Origin of the sequence: Clostridium tetanomorphum (assembly GCF_017873215.1) — a bacterium.
Lineage (GTDB): Bacteria > Bacillota > Clostridia > Clostridiales > Clostridiaceae > Clostridium_AO > Clostridium_AO tetanomorphum.
Genome location: NZ_JAGGKA010000003.1, coordinates 123,576 through 148,813 on the forward strand (window position 1 = coordinate 123,576; position 25,238 = coordinate 148,813).

23 protein-coding genes and 1 CRISPR repeat array are annotated in these 25,238 nt (G+C 28.3%); of the genes, 19 read left to right on the forward strand and 4 right to left on the reverse strand.

Annotated features, from left to right (window positions below; translation table 11 throughout):
- Positions 1-10: 10 nt before the first annotated feature.
- From J2Z24_RS04090 to J2Z24_RS04125, 8 genes are all read left to right on the forward strand, one after another.
- The gene (locus J2Z24_RS04090; RefSeq protein WP_035146307.1) at positions 11-958 is read left to right on the forward strand and encodes a sugar kinase; all 948 of its coding nucleotides are present in this window, start codon (positions 11-13) and stop codon (positions 956-958) included.
- A gap of 96 nt (positions 959-1,054) precedes the next feature.
- Positions 1,055-2,077: a TRAP transporter substrate-binding protein gene (locus J2Z24_RS04095; RefSeq protein WP_035146309.1), complete on the forward strand. Its 1,023-nt coding sequence runs from the start codon at positions 1,055-1,057 to the stop codon at positions 2,075-2,077.
- A 1-nt stretch (position 2,078) separates the two neighbouring features.
- A complete protein-coding gene (locus J2Z24_RS04100; protein ID WP_035146313.1) occupies positions 2,079-2,564 on the forward strand; it encodes a TRAP transporter small permease in 486 nt (161 codons plus the stop codon).
- A 16-nt stretch (positions 2,565-2,580) separates the two neighbouring features.
- Entirely contained in the window at positions 2,581-3,891 is a 1,311-nt protein-coding gene (locus tag J2Z24_RS04105; RefSeq protein ID WP_035146315.1) for a TRAP transporter large permease, read from the forward strand.
- Between the two features lie 28 nt (positions 3,892-3,919).
- Complete coding sequence (gene uxuA, locus J2Z24_RS04110; protein WP_035146318.1) at positions 3,920-4,993, forward strand: mannonate dehydratase; 1,074 nt, start codon at positions 3,920-3,922, stop codon at positions 4,991-4,993.
- 24 nt (positions 4,994-5,017) lie between these two features.
- Positions 5,018-6,625 (forward strand): mannitol dehydrogenase family protein, encoded by a 1,608-nt coding sequence (locus J2Z24_RS04115; RefSeq protein WP_035146321.1) that lies wholly within the window; start codon positions 5,018-5,020, stop codon positions 6,623-6,625.
- Positions 6,626-6,951: 326 nt separating this feature from the next.
- Positions 6,952-7,440: a CRISPR direct-repeat array (repeat unit 30 nt; unit sequence GTTGAACATTAACATAGGATGTATTTAAAT).
- Positions 7,441-7,726: 286 nt separating this feature from the next.
- Positions 7,727-8,770, forward strand: a complete 1,044-nt coding sequence (locus J2Z24_RS04120; RefSeq protein WP_035146323.1) for a DNA polymerase beta superfamily protein — start codon at positions 7,727-7,729, stop codon at positions 8,768-8,770.
- Positions 8,763-10,124, forward strand: a complete 1,362-nt coding sequence (locus tag J2Z24_RS04125; RefSeq protein WP_035146326.1) for a CCA tRNA nucleotidyltransferase — start codon at positions 8,763-8,765, stop codon at positions 10,122-10,124. Before J2Z24_RS04120 ends, J2Z24_RS04125 begins: the two co-directional genes overlap by 8 nt.
- A 20-nt stretch (positions 10,125-10,144) precedes the next feature.
- Here the strand turns inward: J2Z24_RS04125 and J2Z24_RS04130 are convergent, their stop codons facing one another.
- On the reverse strand, positions 10,145-10,324 hold the full coding sequence (locus tag J2Z24_RS04130) for a hypothetical protein (RefSeq protein WP_035146329.1): 180 nt from the start codon (positions 10,322-10,324) through the stop codon (positions 10,145-10,147).
- 144 nt (positions 10,325-10,468) lie between these two features.
- Between J2Z24_RS04130 and J2Z24_RS04135 the strand changes: the two genes are divergently transcribed.
- The 3 genes from J2Z24_RS04135 (at position 10,469) to J2Z24_RS04145 (ending at position 14,586) form a co-directional block, all read left to right on the forward strand.
- Positions 10,469-11,041, forward strand: a complete 573-nt coding sequence (locus J2Z24_RS04135) for a hypothetical protein (protein ID WP_035146331.1) — start codon at positions 10,469-10,471, stop codon at positions 11,039-11,041.
- A gap of 349 nt (positions 11,042-11,390) precedes the next feature.
- Positions 11,391-12,773: a tryptophanase gene (locus tag J2Z24_RS04140; RefSeq protein ID WP_035146333.1), complete on the forward strand. Its 1,383-nt coding sequence runs from the start codon at positions 11,391-11,393 to the stop codon at positions 12,771-12,773.
- A gap of 454 nt (positions 12,774-13,227) precedes the next feature.
- On the forward strand, positions 13,228-14,586 hold the full coding sequence (locus J2Z24_RS04145; RefSeq protein WP_035146337.1) for a sodium-dependent transporter: 1,359 nt from the start codon (positions 13,228-13,230) through the stop codon (positions 14,584-14,586).
- 143 nt (positions 14,587-14,729) lie between these two features.
- Here the strand turns inward: J2Z24_RS04145 and J2Z24_RS04150 are convergent, their stop codons facing one another.
- A complete protein-coding gene (locus tag J2Z24_RS04150) occupies positions 14,730-15,296 on the reverse strand; it encodes a nitroreductase family protein (protein ID WP_035146339.1) in 567 nt (188 codons plus the stop codon).
- Between the two features lie 210 nt (positions 15,297-15,506).
- On the opposite strand from J2Z24_RS04150, the gene J2Z24_RS04155 reads away from it, so the two are divergent.
- From J2Z24_RS04155 to J2Z24_RS04165, 3 genes are read left to right on the forward strand one after another with little or no spacing between them, the layout of a single operon-like run.
- The gene (locus tag J2Z24_RS04155; protein ID WP_035146341.1) at positions 15,507-16,250 is read left to right on the forward strand and encodes an ABC transporter ATP-binding protein; all 744 of its coding nucleotides are present in this window, start codon (positions 15,507-15,509) and stop codon (positions 16,248-16,250) included.
- Positions 16,250-17,074 carry a DUF2705 family protein gene (locus tag J2Z24_RS04160; RefSeq protein WP_035146344.1) on the forward strand — a complete coding sequence of 275 codons (825 nt, stop codon included), beginning with the start codon at positions 16,250-16,252 and terminating at the stop codon, positions 17,072-17,074. Before J2Z24_RS04155 ends, J2Z24_RS04160 begins: the two co-directional genes overlap by 1 nt.
- A 14-nt stretch (positions 17,075-17,088) precedes the next feature.
- Positions 17,089-17,871, forward strand: a complete 783-nt coding sequence (locus J2Z24_RS04165; protein WP_035146347.1) for a DUF2705 family protein — start codon at positions 17,089-17,091, stop codon at positions 17,869-17,871.
- Positions 17,872-17,995: 124 nt separating this feature from the next.
- On the opposite strand, the gene J2Z24_RS04170 is transcribed toward J2Z24_RS04165, so the two are convergent.
- Positions 17,996-19,357, reverse strand: coding sequence for a sodium-dependent transporter (locus J2Z24_RS04170; RefSeq protein WP_035146350.1), 1,362 nt, complete (start codon positions 19,355-19,357; stop codon positions 17,996-17,998).
- 284 nt (positions 19,358-19,641) lie between these two features.
- On the opposite strand from J2Z24_RS04170, the gene J2Z24_RS04175 reads away from it, so the two are divergent.
- From J2Z24_RS04175 to J2Z24_RS04195, 5 genes are all read left to right on the forward strand, one after another.
- Entirely contained in the window at positions 19,642-19,797 is a 156-nt protein-coding gene (locus J2Z24_RS04175; protein WP_173680214.1) for a hypothetical protein, read from the forward strand.
- Positions 19,798-20,061: 264 nt separating this feature from the next.
- Positions 20,062-21,027: an AI-2E family transporter gene (locus J2Z24_RS04180; protein ID WP_504739216.1), complete on the forward strand. Its 966-nt coding sequence runs from the start codon at positions 20,062-20,064 to the stop codon at positions 21,025-21,027.
- Positions 21,028-21,188: 161 nt separating this feature from the next.
- Complete coding sequence (locus tag J2Z24_RS04185; protein ID WP_035146356.1) at positions 21,189-22,211, forward strand: pyruvate kinase; 1,023 nt, start codon at positions 21,189-21,191, stop codon at positions 22,209-22,211.
- A gap of 157 nt (positions 22,212-22,368) precedes the next feature.
- Positions 22,369-22,956 (forward strand): GGDEF domain-containing protein, encoded by a 588-nt coding sequence (locus J2Z24_RS04190; protein WP_035146358.1) that lies wholly within the window; start codon positions 22,369-22,371, stop codon positions 22,954-22,956.
- 34 nt (positions 22,957-22,990) lie between these two features.
- Complete coding sequence (locus J2Z24_RS04195) at positions 22,991-23,971, forward strand: helix-turn-helix transcriptional regulator (protein WP_035146361.1); 981 nt, start codon at positions 22,991-22,993, stop codon at positions 23,969-23,971.
- Positions 23,972-24,060: 89 nt separating this feature from the next.
- On the opposite strand, the gene J2Z24_RS04200 is transcribed toward J2Z24_RS04195, so the two are convergent.
- Positions 24,061-25,224, reverse strand: a complete 1,164-nt coding sequence (locus J2Z24_RS04200) for an iron-containing alcohol dehydrogenase (protein WP_035146363.1) — start codon at positions 25,222-25,224, stop codon at positions 24,061-24,063.
- Positions 25,225-25,238: the final 14 nt, after the last annotated feature.

The window sequence follows — 25,238 nt, forward strand, 5'->3', positions numbered from 1 at the left end:
GTAATTATAGATGGAAGTATTAACTTTTGGAGAAACCATGATAGTTTTTACTCCAGAGTCAAATGGACCACTAAGATATGTTAATAGTTTTAATAAGTCTATAGGTGGAGCAGATTCTAATGTGGCTATAGCCCTTGCAAGACTTGGTCATAAGTCTGCTTGGTTTTCAAAGTTAGGGAATGATGAATTTGGAAGATATATTCAAAGCACTATAAGAGGAGAAGGTGTGGACGTTTCTAAATTAAAATTTACAAATGAAGCAAGTACAGGTCTTCTTTTCAAAGAAAGATTTAGTAGTGAAAATCCTAATGTATATTATTACAGAAAAGATTCAGCAGCCAGTAAACTAGCAGTAGATGATTTAGATTTAGAATACATAACACAAGCTAAGATAATTCATATTACAGGTATAACTCCAGCTTTGTCAGAGAGTGCAAGAGATGTAGTTTTTAAAGTGCTAAATATAGCAAAAGAAAATAAAATAACTATATCATTTGATCCTAATATTAGATTAAAGTTATGGACATTAGAAGAAGCAAGACCAGTACTTTTAGATATAGCCAAAATGTCAGATATAGTTTTACCAGGAATTTCAGAAGGTGAAATGCTTTTAGGTACTAGTGATGAAAAAGAAATAGCTAATAAATTTATAGATATGGGTTCTAAAGTAGTGGCTGTGAAGCTTGGAGCACAGGGTTGTTATGTAGCAACTAAAGATAAAGCTATTTATGTAAAGGGGTACTCAATTGAAAATCCTGTGGATACTGTTGGAGCAGGAGATGGCTTTGCAGCAGGATTTTTATCAGGAATATTAAAAAATCTAAGTATTGAACAATGTGGTAAATATGGTAATGGAGTAGGAGCTATGGCTACTTTGGTTCAAGGAGATATGGAAGGATTTCCTTATTTAGAACAGCTTATGACTTTCATGGGAAAGAAGAAAGTTATAGATAGATAATATATTTGTATGTTAATTATATAAAATTGGTTAGTAAAATTTATATTTTATTATTATATTATTTAAATTTATTAGATGTAAAGAGGGAGGAAAAATATGTTAAAGTTTATTAAAAGAACGATAGCTGCCAGTCTATTAGTTTCAATTTTAGCTTTTAGCTTAACTGGGTGCGATAGTGTCACTAATGGAAAACGAATTATTCGTATATCTCATGGACAATCAGCCACTCATCCTGACCACCTAGGTCTTTTAGCATTTGAAAAATATGTAGAATCTAGATTAGGAGATAAGTATGATGTTCAAATTTTCCCTAATGAATTACTAGGACCTTCTGTAAAAGCAATAGAGTTAGCTCAAACAGGAGCCATTGATTTTGTAGTTTGTAGTACTGGTAATCTTGAAACTTTTGATAATATCTATCAAATATTTAGTATGCCATACTTATTTGATAGTGTAGATGCTTATCATAATGTTATGGAAAATAAAGATTTAATGAGTAAAATATATAAGTCTACAGAAGCAGCTGGTTTTGAAGCAGTTACATGGTTTGAAGCAGGTTCTAGAAATTTTTATGCTAAAGAGCCTATAAAAAAACCTGAAGATTTAAAAGGTAAAAAAATTCGTGTTATAGAAAGTCCAGCTAATGTAAGAATGATGGAATTGTTTGGAGCTGCAGCAGCACCTATGAGCTTTGGAGAAGTGTATACAGCTATACAACAGGGAGTAATTGATGGTGCAGAAAATAATGAATTAGCATTGACTAATAACAAGCATGGAGAAGTTGCTAAATATTATGTATACAATCAACATCAAATGGTTCCTGATTTATTAATAGGAAATGTTAAGTTTTTAAATGGTTTATCACCTGAAGAAAGAAAAATATTTGATGAAGCTGCAAAAGAAGCTACAAAGGTTGAACGTTCACAATGGGACAATCAAATAAAGCATGCTATTGAACAAGCAAAATCTATGGGAGTTAAATTTGTAAATACTGATGTAGAAGCATTTAAAGAAAAGGTACTTCCATTACATAAAGAACTATTATCAAAGAATAAGAAATTACAACCTATATATGATGAAATACAACAAATAAATAATAAGTTAAAGGAGGTTAAATAGCATGAAAAGTCTCAAAATGATGATAAATAAAATATTAGAAATAGTATGTATACTTCTATTTGCATTTATAACAATTGTGGGAACTTATCAGATTATAACAAGATATGTATTTAATGCTCCTAGTACAGTTTCAGAGGAATTATTAACATTTTCATTTACATGGATGGCACTTTTAGCTTCTGCATTGGTTTTTGGAAAACGTGATCATATGAGAATGGAATTTGTTGCAAACCTATTCAAAGGCAAATCTGCAGTAATTTTAAGTATTATATCAGAGATATTGGTATTAATTTTTTCTGCTGTAGTACTTGTTTATGGAGGAATTCAAATAACAAAACTTACTGCATTACAGATTACAGCTTCATTAGGAGTTCATATGTCTTATGTATATAGTGTAGTTCCTATAAGTGGAGTTTTAATAGTAATATACAATATTATAAATATAAATGAATTGATTTTACAATTGAAATCAGAAAATTCTAGATAAAGGGGGAGGAATTTACATGAGTATAGCGCTAATATCAGGACTAATAATAGCAATTGTTTTAATAGTTCTACTACTTGCAGGCATTCCAATTGCAATTGCATTAGGTATATCTTCAATACTAGCTATATTACCAACACTGAACTTTGATGCTGCAGTTTTAACAGGGGCACAAAGAACTTTTTCAGGAATATCTGTATTTACATTAATAGCTATACCGTTCTTTATTTTAGCAGGTAACATTATGAATAAAGGTGGAATAGCTCTAAGACTAATAAATTTTGCAAAAATTTTAACTGGTAGAGTACCAGGAGCACTAGCACATACAAACTCCATTGCAAATATGATGTTTGGAGCTATTTCGGGATCAGGAGTTGCAGCAGCTTCAGCTATGGGTTCAATGATAGGACCAATTGCGGAGAAAGATGGCTATGATCGTGATTATATGGCCACTGTAAATATAGCAACTGCACCAACAGGACTATTAATACCTCCAAGCAATGTACTTATAACTTATTCTCTTGTAAGTGGTGGAACTTCGGTAGCAGCATTATTTATGGCAGGATATATTCCAGGATTTTTATGGGGACTTGGTTGTATGCTGGTTGCATATTTCATAGCACGTAAAAATGGATATCGCAGTACTGAACGAGTTACTTTAAAACAAGCGTTAAAAGTAACATTAGAAGCAATACCAAGCTTATTATTAATTATAATTGTTATTGGTGGAATTATTGCTGGTATATTTACAGCTACAGAGGGATCAGTAGTAGCCGTTGTTTATAGTTTAATACTATCTTTATTCTTTTATAAAACAATAAAGTTTAAAGATTTATATGAAATTTTTAAAGACAGCGCTGAAATGACTGGAATAATAGTATTCTTGATTGGTGTATCAAGTATTATGGCATGGGTTATGGCCTTTACAGGAATTCCTACTGCTATTTCAAAGTCATTATTAAGTATTAGTAGTAACCAGATAGTAATATTATTAATTATTAATATTGTACTATTATTTGTAGGAACTTTCATGGATATAACACCTGCAATCCTTATATTTACACCTATATTCTTGCCAATATGTAAGAGTTTTGGAATGTCAGCAATTCAATTTGGAATAATGATAACATTCAATTTATGTATAGGTACAATTACACCACCAGTAGGGAATATACTATTTGTTGGTGTTAAGGTAGCAAAGACAAAAATTGAAAATGTAATGAAAAAGTTAATACCATATTATGTAGCTATTTTTATTGTATTGATGCTTACAACTTATGTACCTAAGGTTTCCATGTGGTTACCTTTATTAATGGGATATAAGAAATAGAAATAACATAAACTAGGAGGAAAAACTTATGAAAATGACATTAAGATGGTTTGGTAGCAAACATGATTCAGTTACTCTTGAACAAATAAGACAAATTCCTAACGTTACAGGTGTTATTACAACACTTTATGATATTCCTGCTGGAGAAGTATGGCCTTTAGAAAATATTTTAAAGTTAAAAGAGGAAGTTGAAGCAAGTGGTCTTAAAATAGAAGGAATAGAAAGTGTAAATATACATGATGCTATAAAAATAGGCTTACCTGAAAGAGAAAAGTTTATTGAAAATTATATAGTGACTCTAGAGAATTTAGCTAAAGCAGGTATTAACATGGTTTGTTATAATTTTATGCCTGTATTTGATTGGACTCGTTCAGAATTAGCAAAGAAAAGAGAAGATGGTTCTACTGTTTTATCATATGATCAAGATTTAATAGATAAAATTGATCCTGAAAAAATGTTTAGCCAAATTGATAACAATAGCAATGGCTTTGTAATGCCAGGTTGGGAACCAGAAAGACTAGAACATGTAAAAGAATTATTTGAAAAATATAAAGATGTGGACAATGAAAAACTATTTGATAATCTTGTATACTTTTTAAATAGAATTCGTCCAGTTTGTGAAAAATACAATATAATGATGGCAATTCATCCAGATGATCCTGCATGGCCTGTATTTAATTTGCCAAGAATTATAAATAATAGAGAAAATATTTTAAAACTTTTAAAAGCAGTAGATGCAAAATTTAATGGACTTACTTTATGTACAGGCTCTCTAGGATCAAATCCTAATAATGATATCTGTGATATAATTCGTGCTGCAAAAGGAAGAATTCATTTTGCACATATACGTAATGTAGTTCATCATGCACCAGGTAAATTTGATGAAGCTGCTCATTTATCAAAGGATGGCTCCCTAGATATGTATGAAATAATGAAAGTATTATGCGATATTAGATTTGATGGCCCAGTACGTCCTGACCATGGTCGTGCTATTTGGGATGAAGTTGCAATGCCAGGATATGGATTATATGACCGTGCACTAGGAGCAGCTTACTTAAATGGATTAGAAGAGGCAATTAAAAAATCAAGTAAAATAAAATAGTGAAAATACAAGGAGGGGAATGCCTTGAAACTTACACAAGAAGAATTAAGCAATAATAAACTTTGGGAAGAAGCTGGTTTTGAATTACCTAAATTTGATAGAGATAAAATGATAAAGAATACTAAAGAAAATCCAGAGTGGATACATTTTGGTGCAGGAAATATATTTCGTGCTTTTCCAGCAGCGGTTTGCCAAGATCTATTAAATAGAGGAATATTAAATACAGGTATAATAGTAGCTGAAGGATACGACTATGAAATAATTGAAAAAAGTTATAAAAAATATGATGATTTAAATGTTTTAGTAACACTAAAAGTTAATGGAACCCTAGAAAAGAAGGTAATAGGAAGTATTGCAGAATCTTTATGTGTGGATACAAATAATTCAAATGACTGGAATAGACTAAAAGAGATATTTAAAAGCAATATTTTAAAAATGGTGTCCTTTACAATTACGGAAAAAGGTTATAGTTTAAAGAATGGAAAAGATGAATTTTTAAAGGATGTAGATAATGATTTTAAAAATGGTCCTTCTTCTGTAACAAGTTACATGGGTAAATTGGTAGCTTTATGTTATGAGAGATTTAAATGTGGAAGATTACCACTAACATTAGTAAGTATGGATAACTGTTCTCACAATGGTACTAAGTTAGAAAATGCTATTAAAGCTTTTGCAAAGCATTGGGTAGACAACAAATTGGTAGAAGCTGAATTTTTAACTTATGTAAGTGAGAATATATCTTATCCATGGACTATGATAGATAAAATTACACCAAGACCTGCCCAGTCTGTTATAAATATGCTAAAAGAAGCAGGATTTGAAGATACTGAAGCAATTATGACTTCAAAAAACACATATATTGCACCTTTTGTTAATGCGGAAGAACCTCAGTATTTAGTTATTGAAGACAATTTTAAAAATGGTGGTCTTCCACTTGATAAGGGAGGGATTATTTACACAAATAAAGAAACTGTAGACAAAGTAGAAAAAATGAAGGTTTGTACTTGTTTAAATCCTCTTCACACAGCATTAGCTATTTACGGATGTTTATTATCTTACACTAAAATATCTGATGAAATGAAAGATGATGAGCTTGTAACATTAATAAAAAATGTAGGATATAAAGAAGGATTACCTGTTGTGGTAAACCCAAAAATTATATCACCTAATGATTTTATAGACGAAGTAATGAAGGTACGTTTACCAAATCCATTTATGCCAGATACTCCACAAAGAATTGCTTGTGATACTTCACAAAAGTTAGGCATACGTTTTGGTGAAACTATAAAAGCTTATGTTAAAAGTTCTGAACTAGATGTTAAAGACTTAACATTTATACCTCTTGTTATAGCAGGATGGTGTCGTTATCTAATGGCTATAGATGATAAAGGAAATAAATTTGAATTAAGCCCAGATCCTTTACTTTCATCAGTAACTCCAATAATAGATAATGTTAAGCTAGGCAATACTGAAAATATTCATGAAACTTTAATAAAGATTTTATCCAATAAAGCAATCTTTGGTGTTGATTTATATGAAGTAGGTTTAGGTGAAAAAATTGAGAACTACTTTAAAGAATTAATTGCTGGAGAAGGTGCTATTCGTTCAACCTTAAAGAAATATTGTAAATAATTTATATGCAAAGCGCTGAAAAATTTGTTTTTCAGCGTTTTGTATTTATTAATTGGAAATATTTTTTTTACTATTAGCATTACAAAAAATTTTCAATTAAGATTTTTATAGAGCAGCAACCAAAAAAGAAAAATCTATTTTTATAGCAATTTTACCAAGTGAATTGAAAAACAAAAGTAGTGTAACCTGAGTTATATCAGTGGTTTATATAGGAATTTTTATAGAAATTTCTATTTTATAAAATCACCTGGTAAATTTTCTAAGAAACCTTGAGATTTCAATGGTTTTGTGCTATTCTTAATTTTAAGGAATGTTGATTTTACAGTGTTGAACATTAACATAGGATGTATTTAAATATATAATTGCGTTCAGTAAATCGTACCATCCTGTGTGTTGAACATTAACATAGGATGTATTTAAATCACATTGGTGGACTTAATGCAAGAAGAATGTTTGAGTTGAACATTAACATAGGATGTATTTAAATGCATATAAATCATTGCCCATACTAAGCATGAAGTGAGTTGAACATTAACATAGGATGTATTTAAATAAGTAATAGTCCTAGATATGAAATACATAAAAATAGTTGAACATTAACATAGGATGTATTTAAATTTAATTTGATTTATAACTTTGTTATTTGCATCTCTAGTTGAACATTAACATAGGATGTATTTAAATAAGAACTACTGATGCTTGATAGAGAATTAAGTTTTGTTGAACATTAACATAAGATGTATTTAAATCACGTTGCTTTACAATGATAATAAGGTCTTTCTAAAGCTGAACATTAACATATGATGTATTATTATATATAGAAAAACTTCTGTATCTATGAAAAGATTAGAAAGTTTTTTGATGTATTGAGGTAAATAGAATAAAAATGTTTAATCAATCTTCCGCTTTTATGTGCTATATAAAAGCGGGAATTTTTACTTTTGGAGAGATTTTGAATTGTTGAAGTTAAATGCTGGTTTTAAATTAATGATTAAGCACATAGATTTATTACTTTGAAATTTTACATACTATTGTGTTATGTTTATAATAATTAATACGAAATTAAAAGAAGTGGATAAGTAGCTGGAAAGGGAAGATACAATGGATATAGTAAAAATAAAGGAAAAACTTAATTCAAATGAATATGATTTTTTAAGAAATAATTATAATTTAAATAATAATATAATATTGCTAACTTTAGGTGGAAGTTATTCTTATGGACTAAATAGTGAAAATAGTGATCTGGATATAAGAGGTATAGCTTGTAATACAAAAGAAGAAATATTAACTATGAAGTGTAGGGATAAACCTTATGAGGATATAGAAACAGATACGGTTATTTATACTTTATCTCAAATAATAGATTTACTATGTAATTGTAATCCTAATACAATAGAAATTTTAGGATGTAAAGAGGAACATTATTTTATTTTAAAGAAAGAAGGAAAACTTTTAAAAGATAATGCAGATGTGTTTTTATCACAGAAAGCAATTTCAAGCTTTAGTGGCTATGCTAATTCACAATTACGAAGATTAGAAAACGCTTTAGCTAGAGATAGTTATTCTAAACAAGAAAAGGAAAAGCATATTTTAGAAACTATTAATTCCATGTTTTTAAAGCTAAGTGATAGATTTAAGGATATAAAAGAAGGAAGCAAGTTACAACTTTATATTGATAAATCTGAGAAAGAAGCCTATGAAGAAGAGATTTTTATGGATATAATATTAAACAAGTATCCTTTAAGAGATTTCAAAAATATCTATAGTGATATTTTTAATATTATAAATGATTATGATAAATTAAATCATAGAAATAATAAAAAAGATAAACCACATCTAAATAAACATATAAGTCACTTATTTAGATTATATATAATGGGTACTGAGATATTAGAAGGAAAAGGCATAAATACTTATAGAGAAGAAGATAGACAGTTTTTATTCGATTTAAAAAATGGTAAATATGTAACTAAAAAAGCTAATGGAGAAGATGATTATAGTTTTGTTTTTGAGCTATTAAATCCTTATATTAAAAGATTTAATTATGCAAAGGAGAATACAGACTTACCCGAAAATCCTGATATAAATAAAGTAAATGACTTAGTAATGGAAATTAACAGGAGCGTGCTTAAAGGTGATGAATAAACATATGAAAATACACATACCTAAATCTGTGGAACTTATTATAAATACCTTAGAAGAACATAATCATGAGGCATATATTGTAGGTGGTTGTGTTAGGGATAGTATATTAAATAAAACACCTAATGATTGGGATGTTACAACAAATGCTAAAGCGGAACAGGTTGAAAAAATTTTTAAAAATAGAGGATTTAAAGTTATAGAAACAGGAATTAAACATGGAACAGTTACGATAATCATTGATAATGTAGGTTATGAAGTAACTACTTATAGAATTGATGGTGAATATTTAGACGGTAGACATCCTGACAAAGTAGAATTTACAAGCAGCTTAAAGGAAGACTTAAGTCGTAGGGATTTTACTATAAATGCAATAGCCTATAATCATACGGAAGGAATAGTTGATTATTTTGAAGGCATCAAAGATTTAAAAAACAAAGTTATTACATGTGTAGGAGATCCTTTAAAAAGATTTTCAGAAGATGCTTTAAGAATGATGAGAGCGGTAAGATTTTCAGCACAATTAGATTTCAAAATTGAATATAATACAGAAGATGCTATAAAATCTTTAAGTGATAATATTAAATTTGTGTCCATGGAGCGAATTAAAGAGGAATTTGATAAGATACTTTTATCAGATAATGTGGATAAAATACGCAACTTAAATTGCTATGGATTAATGACACATTTTTTACCTGAATACAATATATGTGAAGTTACCCCTCAAAACAATCCATATCATATTTTTGATGTTGGAATACATTTAATTCGTAGCGTAGAAAATATTGAAAAAAATTTATATTTAAAGTTAACTATGTTGCTTCATGATATTTGTAAACCTCAGTGCAAAACTACAGATGAATTAGGTATAGATCATTTTTATGTACATGGTTATAAATCAGCAGAAAAGGCAAGAGAAATTCTCAAAAGAATGAAGTATGACAATAAAACAATAGAAAAAGTATATACTTTAATAGAATATCATGATCATGAAGTATACAGTAATAAATCTATTAGAAAGTTATTAAATAAAATAGGTGAGGAATTATTTTGGGATTTGTTAAAGGTAAAAGAAGCTGATATAAAGGCTCAAAACCCCAAATTTTATGAAGAAAGGCATAAAAGATTATTAGAAGTACAAGAAAAATTAAATAATATTTTACAGAAGAAGCAATGCTTTAGCTTAAAGGATTTAGCTATTAATGGTAAGGACTTAATTCAGTTAGGGCTAGCTCAAGGAAAAGAAATAGGAAAGATATTAAATGAATTGTTAGAAAAAGTTATAGAAAATCCAGAATTGAATACTAGAGAAAAACTGATAAATATAATAAAAGATAAAGAAGACATAAATATGTAAGAAAAAAAGAACCCCAAATATTAAAGGGGTCTATTGTTATCAATGGCGCCATAATGGTATTGTTCATTGGAGTTGTAGTTTTCTTCAGTAAAAGGAAAAGGAGAGCTATCTACATCAGTGCTTTCTGTAATATTATTACGTGATCCATATAAATTATCTTCTATTTTTCTTATAGTATATTTTTTATTTTTTTTACTCATAGGAACCTCCAAAATTTTATTTTAATAATATTATTTGTCTTTATAATTATGATTATTCAAATAGGAAATTCAGATAAAAATGGTAACTGTATTTAATAAAACAATAATAAGATAATAGTTCATATAGATTAGAAAGGTGAGATTATGGCATTTGGATGGAAAGAACCAAAAGAGGATTTTGATAAAATTGGTATAAATTACATTGAAGTTGAAGAAGAACAGGGAGAAAGAAATGTAAATACAATATTTAAGGGAATTAGAGAAAAAGGTATTATAGATAAAACAGATGATAAAAAACATATAAATAAACAAAATAATAACAGTTTAACTAAAATATTAAAAATTACTGCAAAAGTTATTATGGGAATTATTTTATATTTAATTGCTTTTGGAGAATTTACTAGAGCTACTGGAGCTGTGACTTTAATAGGAGGACTAGCAACAGTATATTATTTATACTTTAAAAATAAGAAATTTAAAGCTAAAAATATTTGGATAAAGACTTTAGTTGGAATATTATTAGCAATATTTATATTTGTGTTTGGAATTTGTGCAATGACTTATGATGATTATGAAGAATATGATGAATTTGAAAATTATCAATTAGAAAATATACAAAGTGGAGAAAATAAGAAAAATGAAATTTATACTAAAATAGAGAAAGAAAAATTATATATAAATACAATAATTTATAATTATAATAGCAAAATAATATAGATTTCTATATTACATTGGAATATGAAAAATACTAAAGAGGCCCATATAGCTTACTAATTAAAGTTTAGATAAGCTGTATGGGTTTTATTTTTTAACAAAATGTATTCCAACAAACTATAAAAAAATATTATCACTGTAATAAGAAATTACAAATTAAAGGTTTTAAATAGTATAAAACAAAAATAGCCTGCATATAAATTATAATAAATTACAATGATAATAGAAAATCATAACAAAACTACAGTTATATTAAATAGCTAATAATTTAAAAAATTAAATTATAAAATTTTTTATTTTAATTTACTTAAGATTACATAGATAAAGTAAATTAAAAGAATGGAGGGGTTTTATGAATATTAAATATGTACCAGAGCCATTTAGAATTAAGATGGTTGAAACAATTAAAATGCTTAATCGTGAAGAAAGGGACCAAAAGATTGCTGAGGCAAAATATAACCTATTCAGTCTTAAAGGTGAAGACGTATACATCGATTTGTTAACAGACAGCGGAACAAATGCAATGAGCCAAGATCAATGGGCTGGTGTAATGAGAGGTGATGAAGCTTATGCAGGAGCTTCAAGTTATTTTAAATTAGTAGAAGCAGCACAAGATATATTTGGATATAAATATATTCAGCCTGTACATCAAGGCCGTGCAGCAGAAAAAGTTCTTTTTGGATTGCTAATGGGAAAAGGTCAATATTCTATATCAAATATGCATTTTGATACAACAAGAGCACATGTTGAACTTACAGGTGCAAGAGCAATTGACTGTGTTGTTCCTGAAGCTGCAGATCCATCACTAAGAATACCATTTAAGGGAAACATGGATACTAAAAAGCTTGAAGAATTAATAAAAGAACATGGAGCAGATAAAATCGGACTTGTTATTATGACTATAACAAATAATTCTGCAGGAGGCCAGCCTGTATCTGTTCAAAATATAAAGGAAACTTCTAAAATTTGTAAGAAATATAATATTAAACTTTGTATAGATGCAGCACGTTATGCAGAAAATGCTTATCTTATAAAGCAACGTGAACCAGGATATGAAAATAAATCTATAAAAGAAATTGTTAGGGAAGTATTTAGCTATGCAGATATGTTTACCATGAGTGCTAAGAAAGACACTATTGTTAATATGGGAGGATTAATTGGTATTAAAGAAGATGCAGAGCTATACCAATTATGTAAAGGACGTACAATTTCTTTTGAAGGATTTGTAACTTATGGCGGACTTTCAGGACGTGATCTTGAAGCTTTAGCAATTGGACTCTATGAAGGAATTGATGAAAATTACTTAAGATATAGAATAGGACAGATGGAGTATCTTGCATCACGTCTTGATGAAGCAGGAATAGCTTATCAATCACCAGTAGGAGGACATGGAGTATTTGTAGATGCAAAAGCTATGTTCCCACATATTCCATATTATGAGTTCCCTGGTCAAGCTTTAGCAGTAGAACTTTACAAAGAAGCAGGAATTCGTACATGTGATATTGGATCTTATATGTTAGGTAATGATCCTGATACTGGAAAACAACTTCATGCAGAATTTGAGTTTACAAGACTTGCAATTCCACGTCGTGTATATACTCAAGCTCATATTGATATTATGGCAGATGCTCTTATTTCAATTAAGGAAAGAGCAAGTGCTGTTAAAGGTTATAGAATAACATGGGAGCCAAAAGTTCTTCGTCACTTCCAAGCAAGCCTTGAACCAGTAAAATAAACAGATCTCTAAACTTTATAGATAATTGGCAATGTATGAGCGAATATATTCAAAACATGTAAATATTAGCCATGTGTTTTGCGTATTTTTCACTTTTCTCATAACGATGTTTTTGTGATAATTAGCAATAAGTAGATTAGTAACAAATACATTATAAAGCTTATTTTATAGAAAGTGGGAAAGAGATAAGAGATACAAATGGTATCCATCATGAAAATTTAATTTCCATGATAAACTCTTTTTCACTTTCTATATTTATTTAAAGAACTAAATAAAACCTCTTAAATTAATACATATCTAAAAAACTTTTCTAAAATTACATCATAAAATGTTAACTTACAATGATAGATATTAAATGAAAAAATATAAACTTATAAGAAAGAATTGATATTTTATAGAAAATCAATGAGCTTCTATAAAATGTTATAATAATATTATTAAAAGGAGAGATGTTATGGGAGATAACAATCATGGAAAAAATTATGTGGACATAAGTAGTGACAATAATAGAGACACCTTTGACTCTAAACTTGGTTTTATTTTAGCGTGTATTGGTTCAGCAGTAGGTATGGGGAATATTTGGATGTTTCCTTATAGAGTAGGACAACTTGGAGGGGCTGCATTTTTAGTTCCTTATTTTATATTTATTATAGTTATTGGATTTACAGGGGTTATTGGAGAAATGTCCTTTGGTCGTGCAATGGGAACAGGTCCACTGGGAGCCTTTAAAAAGGCATTGGAGAGAAGAGGAAAGAAACATGGAGATATTATTGGGCTTATCCCAGTAATAGGTTCATTGGGAATTGCTATAGGATATTCAGTAGTTGTAGGATGGATACTTAGATTTACTGTGGGAGCTATTACTGGATCAATGACAAATGCTTCAGATAGCGGAGCATATTTTGGCGCAATAGCTGGCAAAATAGGAAGCCTTAGTTGGCATATGATGGGATTGGCTTTAACATTTATTGTTATGATTGCTGGTGTTTCTAACGGAATAGAAAAGGTTAATAAGGTATTAATGCCTGCTTTCTTTGGTTTATTTTTCATACTTGCAATTCGTGTAGCTACATTACCAGGAGCTATGGAAGGTTATAAGTATTTATTTATTCCTAGATGGAAGTTTTTGGGGGATCCTAAAACATGGGTATATGCTTTAGGGCAAGCCTTTTTTTCGCTTTCATTAGCAGGTTCAGGAACTTTAGTATATGGAAGCTATCTAAAGAAATCTGAGGATGTTGTGGAAAGTGCAAAGTATGTAGCTATTTTTGATACAATTGCAGCAATGCTAGCGGCACTTGTAATTATACCGTCAGTGTTTGCGTTTAAAATGGATCCAGCAGCAGGACCTCCTCTTATGTTCATTACAATGCCAAGTGTATTTAAGCAAATGCCTATGGGACAATTATTTTCAATTATTTTCTTTATAGCTGTGTTATTTGCTGGGGTTACATCTTTAATGAATCTATTTGAAACACCCATAGAAGCACTACAAAATAAATTTAAACTTTCTAGAAAAACTTCAGTTGCTGTTATTGCATTGTTTGGAGCAATTACTGGAATAGTACTTGAAGATTCAAATAAGCTTGGTGTTTGGATGGATGTAATATCTATTTATGTTATTCCTTTAGGAGCGCTTTTAGCTGCAATTATGTTTTACTGGGTTTGTGGATCCAAATTTGCAAAAGAACAAGTACAATTAGGACGCGAAAAGGAGTTAGGCTCTTGGTTTGAACCAATGACAAGATATGTATTTTGTGGACTTACAATTATAGTTTATATATTGGGTATATTCTATGGTGGGATTGGATAAAATTTCAACATAGCTAGTTTAAAGACTTAATGAAATGATAAAAAATTTAAGATATAGTCAATATAAAATTTTATTAAAAGTGGTTAAATTTGAATTTATTTAACCACTTTTTTAGATTTTTAACTATTAGTTTTTATAAGGGATTATTCTATCCAAATAATTTCTTCATCTTTTCTAGGAGGTATTGGTGGTTCTTGATCAGGATAGCCTAAGGTTAGAATGGCAACTAATTTTTTATCAGTAGCGTTTAAAAACTCTAATATTTCATTTTCTGTCCATAAAATACCAGTCATCCAGCAAGTAGCTAGTCCAGCTTCGTGAGCAGCTAAAGATAGATTTTGTATTGCAGCGGCTGCACTTTCATAAGCACCTATTTGATAAACTTCATTTGATAATTTATCTGTTGTAACAGCGATAAAATATGGAGCATTTCCAAAGTTGGTAAAATACTTTTCTATCATATTAACCATTTTATCTTTAAACAAATCATGTAGTCTATACTGTAAATCTTTAAATGAATTACACATTATTTTTTTAAATTCTTCTTTTTTATTTCCACCAATAACATAGAATTTCCATGGTTGCGTATTCATAGCTGAAGGTGCCCACATACTTAGCTTAATAATTTCTTCTATTAATTTTTTTGGAACTTCTTTGTCTTTAAATTTTCGTATACTTCTTCTTTCTATTATAGTCTGTTTTAATTCCATAGATATACCTCCATCAAAAAATATTTTAATATGAACAACTTTACTGTTTTTTCTATTTAATTACCATTTTATCTAATGTTTAGTCAACATTCAATACAACTTGTTAATTTAAAAATTAGCAAGTTTTTTTATTTCTTTATAAAATTTTTAGAATTAGCTTCTACAATAAAATAATAGAGAAACAATATTAGGCTGTAGGAGGAATTTTAAATGGAAAATATAATGGAAATTAAAAGGGTAAGTAAAAAAATAAAAGGAAGAACCATTATTGATAATATGTCATTTGAAATTAAGAAGGGACAAATATGTGGATTTATAGGACCAAATGGTGCGGGAAAAACTACTATGATTAGACTTTTAACAGGACTTATAAAGCCAAATGAAGGAGAAATTTTAATTAATGGAATAGATGTTACTAATAATAGAAAAGAAGCTCTTATAAATCTTGGAGCAATAGTAGAGTCGCCCATATTTTTTAATTATATGACTGGAAAGGAAGTTTTAAGTAACCTTATAAGATTACATCCTAATATTCCTAAAAAGAAAAGAGAAAATAGAGTAGAAGAAGTTTTAAAAATTGTAAATCTAGATAAAAGAGGTAATGACAAAGTATCTACTTATTCACTTGGAATGAAGCAAAGACTTGGTATTGCTCAAGCTCTTTTAGGAAATCCTGAAATAATTATTTTAGATGAACCAGCTAATGGTCTTGATCCTATTGGAATGAAGGATTTAAGAGAAATTATTCTTAAATTAAATAGAGAATATAATATAACATTTTTAGTATCTAGTCATCTATTAGATGAACTTCAAAAGATGTGTACAAACTTTGTAATTATAAACGAGGGAAGCTTAAAATTTAAAGGAACTTCAAAAGATTTATTTTCTATAGGTAGTGGAAACATTGAAGATATATTTATAAAAATACTAGATAGCCAGGAGGCATTAGCATAATGGAACTTTTTAAAAGTGAATTTGAAAGGATATGGAAAAGAAAGTTAACTTGGATATGCTTTATTCTTATTCCTCTTGCAATAGCAGGTGCCTCAAAATATTATTTAAATAATAATTATAAACATACAATTCAAAGTCCGGAATTTGTGTCTTTTGGTAACTATTCTTTTATGGTGTTCCAGGAAGTATTAATAACTTTATTTAATATATTTACTATATTATTTGTATGTAGTTCTATTACTGAGGAATATAGAAATGGTGAAATAAGATTGGTTATGATTAGAGGGTATTCTTTTAAAGAAATATTTTTTGCTAAGATAGCTTCTATTATTACTACTCTATTTATATTTTTTATAACCTTTTTTGTTATGAGTACAGTAGTTGGATATTTTGTAGCTCCTAAATTAGATAAGGTAATGCTTTTTTATTATAAAAATCCTGTATCAATTTCAGAGGCAATTCTATATTCAGCTAAATATTATGCTATAGGATTTGTTACTATTATAGCAATACTATCTATGTTTACTTTTGTTGCAGTTAAGTGTAAGACTGTAACAGGAGTTGCAGGAGTGTGTATATCAACTATTATAGCAGGAGGAATTTTTTCATCAACAATTAAGCATTTTGGACACTTAATTGGAAATGAGTTAGCAATAAAACTATGGTTACTGCCTATTGTTGAAATTCAATATAAAGGTATATGTCTTTTTTTAAGTGGATATTTTATATATTCATCTTGGATAATTATAGGTTTAATATTGCACGTAGTGATTTTTGGCACTTTATCTTGTAACATATTCTGCAAAGAAGATCACTTTATATAATGGAGGGTATGAAAATGAAGGAGTTAATTATAAGTGAATTTTTAAGAATGAGAAAGACAAAGAAAAATAAAATATGTATATTGATGTTGATAGTAAGTTTTATATTTACATTGGTTTGGGATAAAACTCCGTTTTTGGGGTCAGGTACAGAGTTTTACACACCGGATATATCCACTAAGATAAATTCTTTAAATTTTGCTATATTTAGTATGAAAAATTTAATATTACTTCTTTTTCTGATAGTACTTCCAGTACTTTTTATAGACAGTTTAAGCGGAGAATATGAAAGTGGGGCATATAGATTAATACTTACAAGACCTTATACTAGAACTCAATTATGGATTTCAAAATTAATAGTTCAAAGTTTATTTGCTGGTGCTATTTTTACAGTGTTTTTTATTGCTTCTACAATCTTTGGGTATTTATTATTTCCTAAAGTAAGTACAACAACTTTTTATACTAATCCAAGGCTCTATAATGCAGTAGATGCTTTAATATATAATTTCAAGGCAGTAGCGCTTATGTATCTTATAAGTAATGCAATCTTAGCATTATCATCAGTAATATCTTCTATTATACCTAAAGTTGTTCCATCTTTTATACTTCTTTTATGTACTTTAGCTGGCGGTATGTATGCAAATGATAGTTTAGAAGTTTTTATTTTTCCTTTTAATAAGATTGTGAGACTTTTAAGCTTAGGAGAGAGAACAAAATTTTATACTCCTGTTTTAGCATGCTTAATTGTAGGATTTATATTGAGTACTTTCATTTTTAACAAAAAAGACTTAAGGGCATAGAAAAAAAGTGCTGTGGCACTAAGAATAAATCTTACAACATATTGTGTTTGTTATTGATTTACAAAGCAATATATTGTATGTAAATTTCTTAATGTCACAGCTCCTTTTTATACTTAATTAAATTTTAAAATTTTATTATATTTAAGGAATTTAAAAATACTATTATTAATAATATTGGAGTTACACCCATTAATATATAACGATAGGCCGTGATAATTCTATTGTTTTGAAGAGTTTCATTGTTGGTTAATTCATTAGATACAGATTGTTTATTTACAAAGTAACCTACAAATATAGCAATTAAAAGACCGCCTAAAGGTAACAATATATTTGAAGATATAAAATCAAAAGTATCAAAGAAGCCTTTCCCTAAGAATACATGTATATTTCCTAAAATGCTTGTTTTATCAGCAGATAATGTGGCTAGAGAACCTATTAATAATATTATAATAGCATTTATAATTACTGCACTACGTCTTTTAAAGCCTCTTTCTTCTGTATAATATGCAATTAAAACCTCCACTATAGATATCATAGCTGTAGTAGCTGCAATTGCAGTTAAGAAAAAGAATATGACTAAAAGAATATTACCAAAAGGCAATTTTGAAAACACTAAAGGAATAGTCATAAACAATAATCCGGGACCAGCTTCAGGTTTCATACCAAAAGAGAATACTGCTGGAAATATAGCTATACCTGCTAGTAAAGACACTATAGTATCAGCAACAGCTACCTTAGCTGATGTAGTTAATAAATTAGTATCTTTTGTAAAATAACTACCATAGGTAACCATAGTACCCATACCTAAGGAAAGTTTAAAAAATGCTAATCCCATTGCAGCTAATATTACTCCAGGAGTAGTTTTAGAGAAATCAACTTTAAATAAAAATTTTAATCCCTCAGAAGCACCTGGAAGTGTTAATGCTCTAATACCACACACAATTATTAAAATAAATAATACAGGAATAAGAGTTTTTGTAACTCTTTCTATACCTTTTTCTACACCTTTAATAAGAATTAATGATACCACGGTTATAGCGATAAATTGCCATACTAATGGAGGTAATGGACCAGCTACTGTTTTGCTAAATAGTTCACCAACAGAGGCAGTAGTAACATTTGCTAAATCTCCTTTAATAGCTTTAAACACATAGGAGTAAACCCAACCAGCAACGCAAGAATAGAAAAACATAATAAAATATGCAGAAAATATACCGAAAGTTCCTATGATTTTCCAGAATGGATTAGGAGTTAACTCTTTTATAGCTCCCATAACATTTTTATGAGTTTTTCTGCCTATATAAAATTCACTTACCATTACAGGTATACCAACAAACATTATACAAATAAGATAAATTAATAAAAATGCGCCTCCACCATTTTCGCCTACTACATAAGGAAATTTCCATATGTTACCTAGACCTACAGCAGATCCAAGAGTAGCAAAGAAAACAGCAATAGTACCTGAAAAACTCTCTCTTTTCATATATTCACCTCCATAAATTTTTCAGCTTTAAATTTATAAAAAATAAATTACGAACAATGTAACATATATTAAATGACAATTCAATAGTTTTTATGACATTTATTGATAATTTTTATTGTAGAAAAAAGAAGAATATGGAGCGAAAATAATCTATATGGAAGTAGCGATATATTATCCTATTTATATATGGATATTAACAGCAATTCTTTAGTTTATTAATAAATAATATCTTTACAAAGGGATAGAATAATAATTAATAGAAAATTGAGAGGAGAGGATTAGTTATGGCAAAAGATAGCCAACCAGATAATAAAAAGGCTAGAATGGAAAAATGTAATTATCAAACTCCAATAACCAGTGAAGAAGCTAAAAATCACAATAGAACATTGAAAAGACATTCTGTGAAAAGAGAAGGATTTCAGAGTCAACATATAAATTAAAATATACTAGATGCTATTGTATATAATAAATCTATGAATAAATTTAACAAACAGAATTATTTAATAGATTTTACTTTATTAAAAAAGATGCATACACTTTTTGTTTGCATCTTTTTTAATATTGATAATGAATAATTAGTATAATAGTGCTTAAAATAAAAGTAATTATTTTTTAAGGAGGAGGTAAATATATACTATAATAAGATAATAAAGAACTTAATAATAATTAATCTAGTCTTAATTGCAATAATTCTTTTTAGTAAGATAAGTGTTTTTTATAAACTAATATCTATAGTGTTCAAGGCTTTTCTTCTTCCTTTATTTATATCTGTTTTCTTTTACTATATTATAAAACCATTAAACAATATATTTTTAAAAAAAGGGTTAAAGAATAATATATCTTCTCTATTAACTATAATATTAAGTATGTTTATATTTTCAGCAATATTTTTTTATCTAGGAGTTCATATAGTTTATGAGTTGAAAGAATTGAAATCAATTTTAGAAAATAAAAAAGAAATTAATAAAACTGTAATGGAAATTAATAAGTACATAAATTTAGAACAGCTATATAAAAATTTAATTAAAGGTGCAAATAAATATATTGAAGATGTAGGAGGTAGTATATTAAAAGGTTTTAATTACATAATGGATGGATTTTCAAAAATTCTTCTTATAGTTATAACCATATTTTATTTGTTTAAAGATGGACATAAAATAAAAGATAAAATTATAAAAATGTCACCAGATAGATATAAAAAAGTAATAGATAAAATATTACAGGAGAGCAATGAAGTTTTTAGTCATTATGTGGTGGGGCAAAGTAAGGTGGCACTATCCTTGGGAACAATGATATTTATCGGTTATAAAATTATAGGTATGCCAAATGCTTTAATACTATCATCTATTACTTTTATATTAGCATTTATTCCTTTTGTAGGATTTTTTATATCCATGATTGTTCCTTGGATTATAGCTTTTACTATGGGATTAAATATGATGATAAAATTAGCTTTAACTTTTATAATAGTACAAACGTTAAAAGGAAGAATAGTAGTCCCTATGATTATGGGTCATACAATGAAAATTCACCCATTAACTGATATATTTTTAGTAATAGGTGCAGTAGCTTTAGGGGGACCAATAGCTGCTTTTTTAGTAGTACCTTTGTATGGAATTTTAAAGGTGGCTTGTATTAATATATATAAATTTAAAGTGGAGAAAAGTTAAAAGGCTAATTTCAGTGTAATAATTATCATTTTTATTTTATAAAATATTTATTATATATTTATAATTAGATTTTATAGTATAGGAAATGCTGGTAAGAGGAAAATGTTTGTGATATTGTATATACTATAAAACTTTACCATATAAAGTAGAGGGGGAAGAAGATGAAAATACTTTGTACAATAGGCCCAAATGTAAATAATACTAAGATATTAGGTGAACTTATAGAAGCAGGGATGAATGTATTAAGATTCAATTTTTCCCACATAGACTATGATTTTACTAAGTTTTTAATTCATCATTGCAGAAAGGAATATAAAGATATTATCATACTACAGGATTTACAAGGAAATAAGTTAAGAATAAGTAACTTATTTAAAGGGGAGATAAAGGTTTTTCCTATGGACAAGGTTTGTTTTTGCAGTGAAGAAATTTATAAAAATCTTAGTAGAACTAAAAATAATGAATATATTTTTGTACCTTTAATTCTTAATGGAGATTTTTCTTTTTTAAATTCTGCTAATAGAATACTTATGAAAGATGCTACTATGGAATTTAAAATAATAGAAAATGGCCATGGAGTAATTAAAACCATAGTAAAAAGAGGGGGAATATTAAGAGCTGAAAAAGGAGTAAATGCTCCTGGGATGAATAGGAATGATATGGGATTAACTGATAAGGATAAAAAGGATATTATATGGGGATTGGAAAATGGAGTGGATATAATATGTTTATCCTATGTATGTTATCCTTGGAATATGATAGAACTTAAACAATATATAAAAGAATATAAAAAGCATAAGAATATTAAAATGCCAAAACTTTGGGCGAAGGTAGAAAGCTTAGAAGGCATAAAAAATTTTAAAGAAATATTAAAAGAAAGTGATGGTATATTACTTGGAAGAGGAGATTTAATATCAGAGGTAGATATTTTAGATATACCGAAGATTCAAGAGGATTTAATTAATATTATGAAAAAAAGTAAAAAAGATTTTATTGTAGGGACTTATATTTTAGATTCAATGAAGAGAAAAAATATACCAACCCTTTCAGAAGTGAATGATATTTATAGGTTTATAAAAAATAAAGTTGACGGATTTATGTTAGCAGGAGAAGTATCCATAGGAAAAAACCCCATTTTGGCAGTTGAAACTTTAAAAAATATTATAGACAAATACTCAACTTAAACTTTATCTATGAAAATAGATAAGGTTTTTTTATTAAAGGAGACAAATATGGGAATTTTTAAGAAATAAATTTACATAGACAGAAACTGTCTATGTGCATTGTTATAATAAAAGTAAAAGATAAGTAAAATTTGCTTTGTAGGTAGGAGTTGGTAGTATGCGATATATTGATATGACTTACGAAGAGTTATTGCATGAATTAACTAAAAAGGATAAAAAAATAAAAAAACTTTGTCGACAAATAAGAAGATTAGAATTAAAAGCTAGTATTGATTCTATGACAGGAGTATTAAACAGAGGATTTGGTTTGAAAAAATTAAAAGAGGCCATGAAATATTCTACACTAAATAGACATAATTTAGTTATTTGTTTTATTGATATAGATAAGTTGAAAAATATCAATGATACTTTTGGCCACAGTGAAGGAGATAGACTGCTTAAAAAAGTAACTGAAGTTATAAAAGAATGCATTAGAGACTATGATTTTATATTTAGAGTTGGAGGAGATGAATTTATACTTGTGTTTAATAATGCAAAAAAATATGAAATAAAAGCTATAACTAATGATATCAATAAAAAGCTGGAATATATAAATAAGAAAGAAGAATTTAAATACAGTATAAGTATTAGCATGGGATTTGCTAAATTTGACTTTAATAAAAATATGACTTTAGAAAATTTAATTAAAGAAGCAGATAGACAAATGTATAAAAACAAAATAAATAATTGGATAAGGGAAGTTTAAAAGGCAATAAAATTAGAAGGATGGTTGAAATTACATGGGAAGCAATAAGTCAGAAGGGTTAATATACATATTTGAGAAGCTATTATATGGTAAGGTTGTGAATAAAAAACAAGCTGCAGAGGAGTTAAAGGTCAGCACTAAAACCATAGAGAGATACATAAACAATATTAAAAATTACCTATCAGAACAGGACAGACTAGAGGATATTAGCTATTCTAGACAAAAGTGCGGATATGTTTTAAATTTTAGAGATGAAAAAAGATTAGAAAAAAATGATATTTTAGCTATATCTAAAGTATTATTGGAGAGCAGAGGTTTTTCAAAAGAAGAAATAAAACGATTAATAGCAAAATTAATGTATCATTGTTCCTATGAAGAGAGGTTTTATATTAAAGAATTTATAATAAATCAATTAGATAATTATGTACCACCAAGACATAATAAGAATTTAATAGATAAAATATGGAATTTAAGTAAAGCAACTAAAAGTCGAAAAAAAATAAAAATAAGCTATAATGAAATAGGTAATAATGGAAAACTCAAAGATAAATCTTCAATTTCAATTCTATATCCTCAAGGAATGTTATTTTCTGAATACTACTTTTATTTAGTTGCTTTTATCGAGGGAAAAGGTTTTGATTATCCTGCCATGTACAGATTAGATAGGATTCAAGATTATACCATACTAGAAGAAGGGTTTAAAGTGGATTATATTGATAGATTTAAGGAGGGGGAATTTAGAAATTTAATTCAATTTATGCAGGCAGGGGAGATTGAAACAGTAAAATTTACATATAGAGGAGAGTCTATTGAATCAGTAATGGACAGGCTTCCTACTGCGGAAATAATAAAGGAAGGAAAAGGTGAGTTTGTAATAAAAGCAAGAGTCTTTGGCAAAGGAATAAAAATGTGGTTATTAAGCCAGGGAGAAATGGTTGAAGTTTTAGAGCCAGAAGGCCTTAGAAAGGAGATGAAAAAAACCATTAAAAAATTAACAAAATATTATATGGACTAATATATTAATAATAAATAAAGGTAACTGTTAAGTGACTTTTAAATTGCACAGTTACCTTCATTCAATAGGTTTTTAAGTGTAACTAGGTTTTAAAATGAAGCTTTATATATATTTAATACGTCTTCTTTTTCTAATTTTTTAAAGTTTCCAATAGGACCTCTTTTTACAGCTTTAGCTGCCATTTCTTCAAGTTTATCTTCAGCTATTCCAACTTCTCTTAAAGTAGAAGGAATTCCTAAACAGCTAAAGAATTCTTTAGTCTTAGCTATAGCAGATTTAGCCATAGCCATTTTATCTTCTATTTCAGGGATTTCCCAAACATACTTTGCATAGTGTACAAATTTATCTACTGTAGTTTCATCAAGCACATATTCCATCCAATGAGGAGTAAGTATAGCAAGTCCAATACCGTGAGTTATATCAAATATAGCACTTAATTCATGTTCCATAGCATGAGTTGCCCAGTCTGTTATTTTACCATAGGATAAAAGTTCATTTAAAGCTAAAGATGAGGCCCACATTATATTTGCACGAGCATCGTAATTATCAGGTTCTTTCAAAGCTATAGGAGCATAATGTATACAAGTTTTTATAATACTTTCAGAAAATCTGTCTGATATATAAGTTCCTTCAGTTTTAGAAAAATACTGTTCAAAAACATGACTCATTATGTCAGCAGTGCCTGCAGCTGTTTGTTTAGGAGGTAAAGTCATAGTATATGTGGGATCAAGTATTGAAAATTTAGGCTTAACTAAGGGACTATGTAATCCCAACTTTTCTTCAGTTTCCATATTACTAATAACAGCATTACCATTCATTTCTGAACCGGTAGCGGCTAAAGTTAATATAGTTCCAATAGGAAGGGCTTTTTTGATACGAGCTTTACCTATACAAAAATTCCATGGATTGCCATCATAGTAAACGCCACCAGCTATAGCTTTACAACAGTCAATAACACTACCTCCACCTACTGCTAAAATTAAATTTATATTATTTTCTTTACATAGCTCAACTCCTTTAATCACACTAGTTACTCTAGGATTTGGCTCTACACCACTTAGTTCTACATATTTAATGCCTTCATTAGAAAATATATCTAGAATTTCTTTATAAATACCATTACTTTTGATACTTCCTCCACCATAAGCTAAAAGTACAGAATTGCCGTATTTTCTTATGCATGAAGATAGCTTTTTAATTTGTCCTTTTCCAAAATAAACTTCTGTTGGTATAGAATAATTAAAATTTAACATATAACCACCTCTGT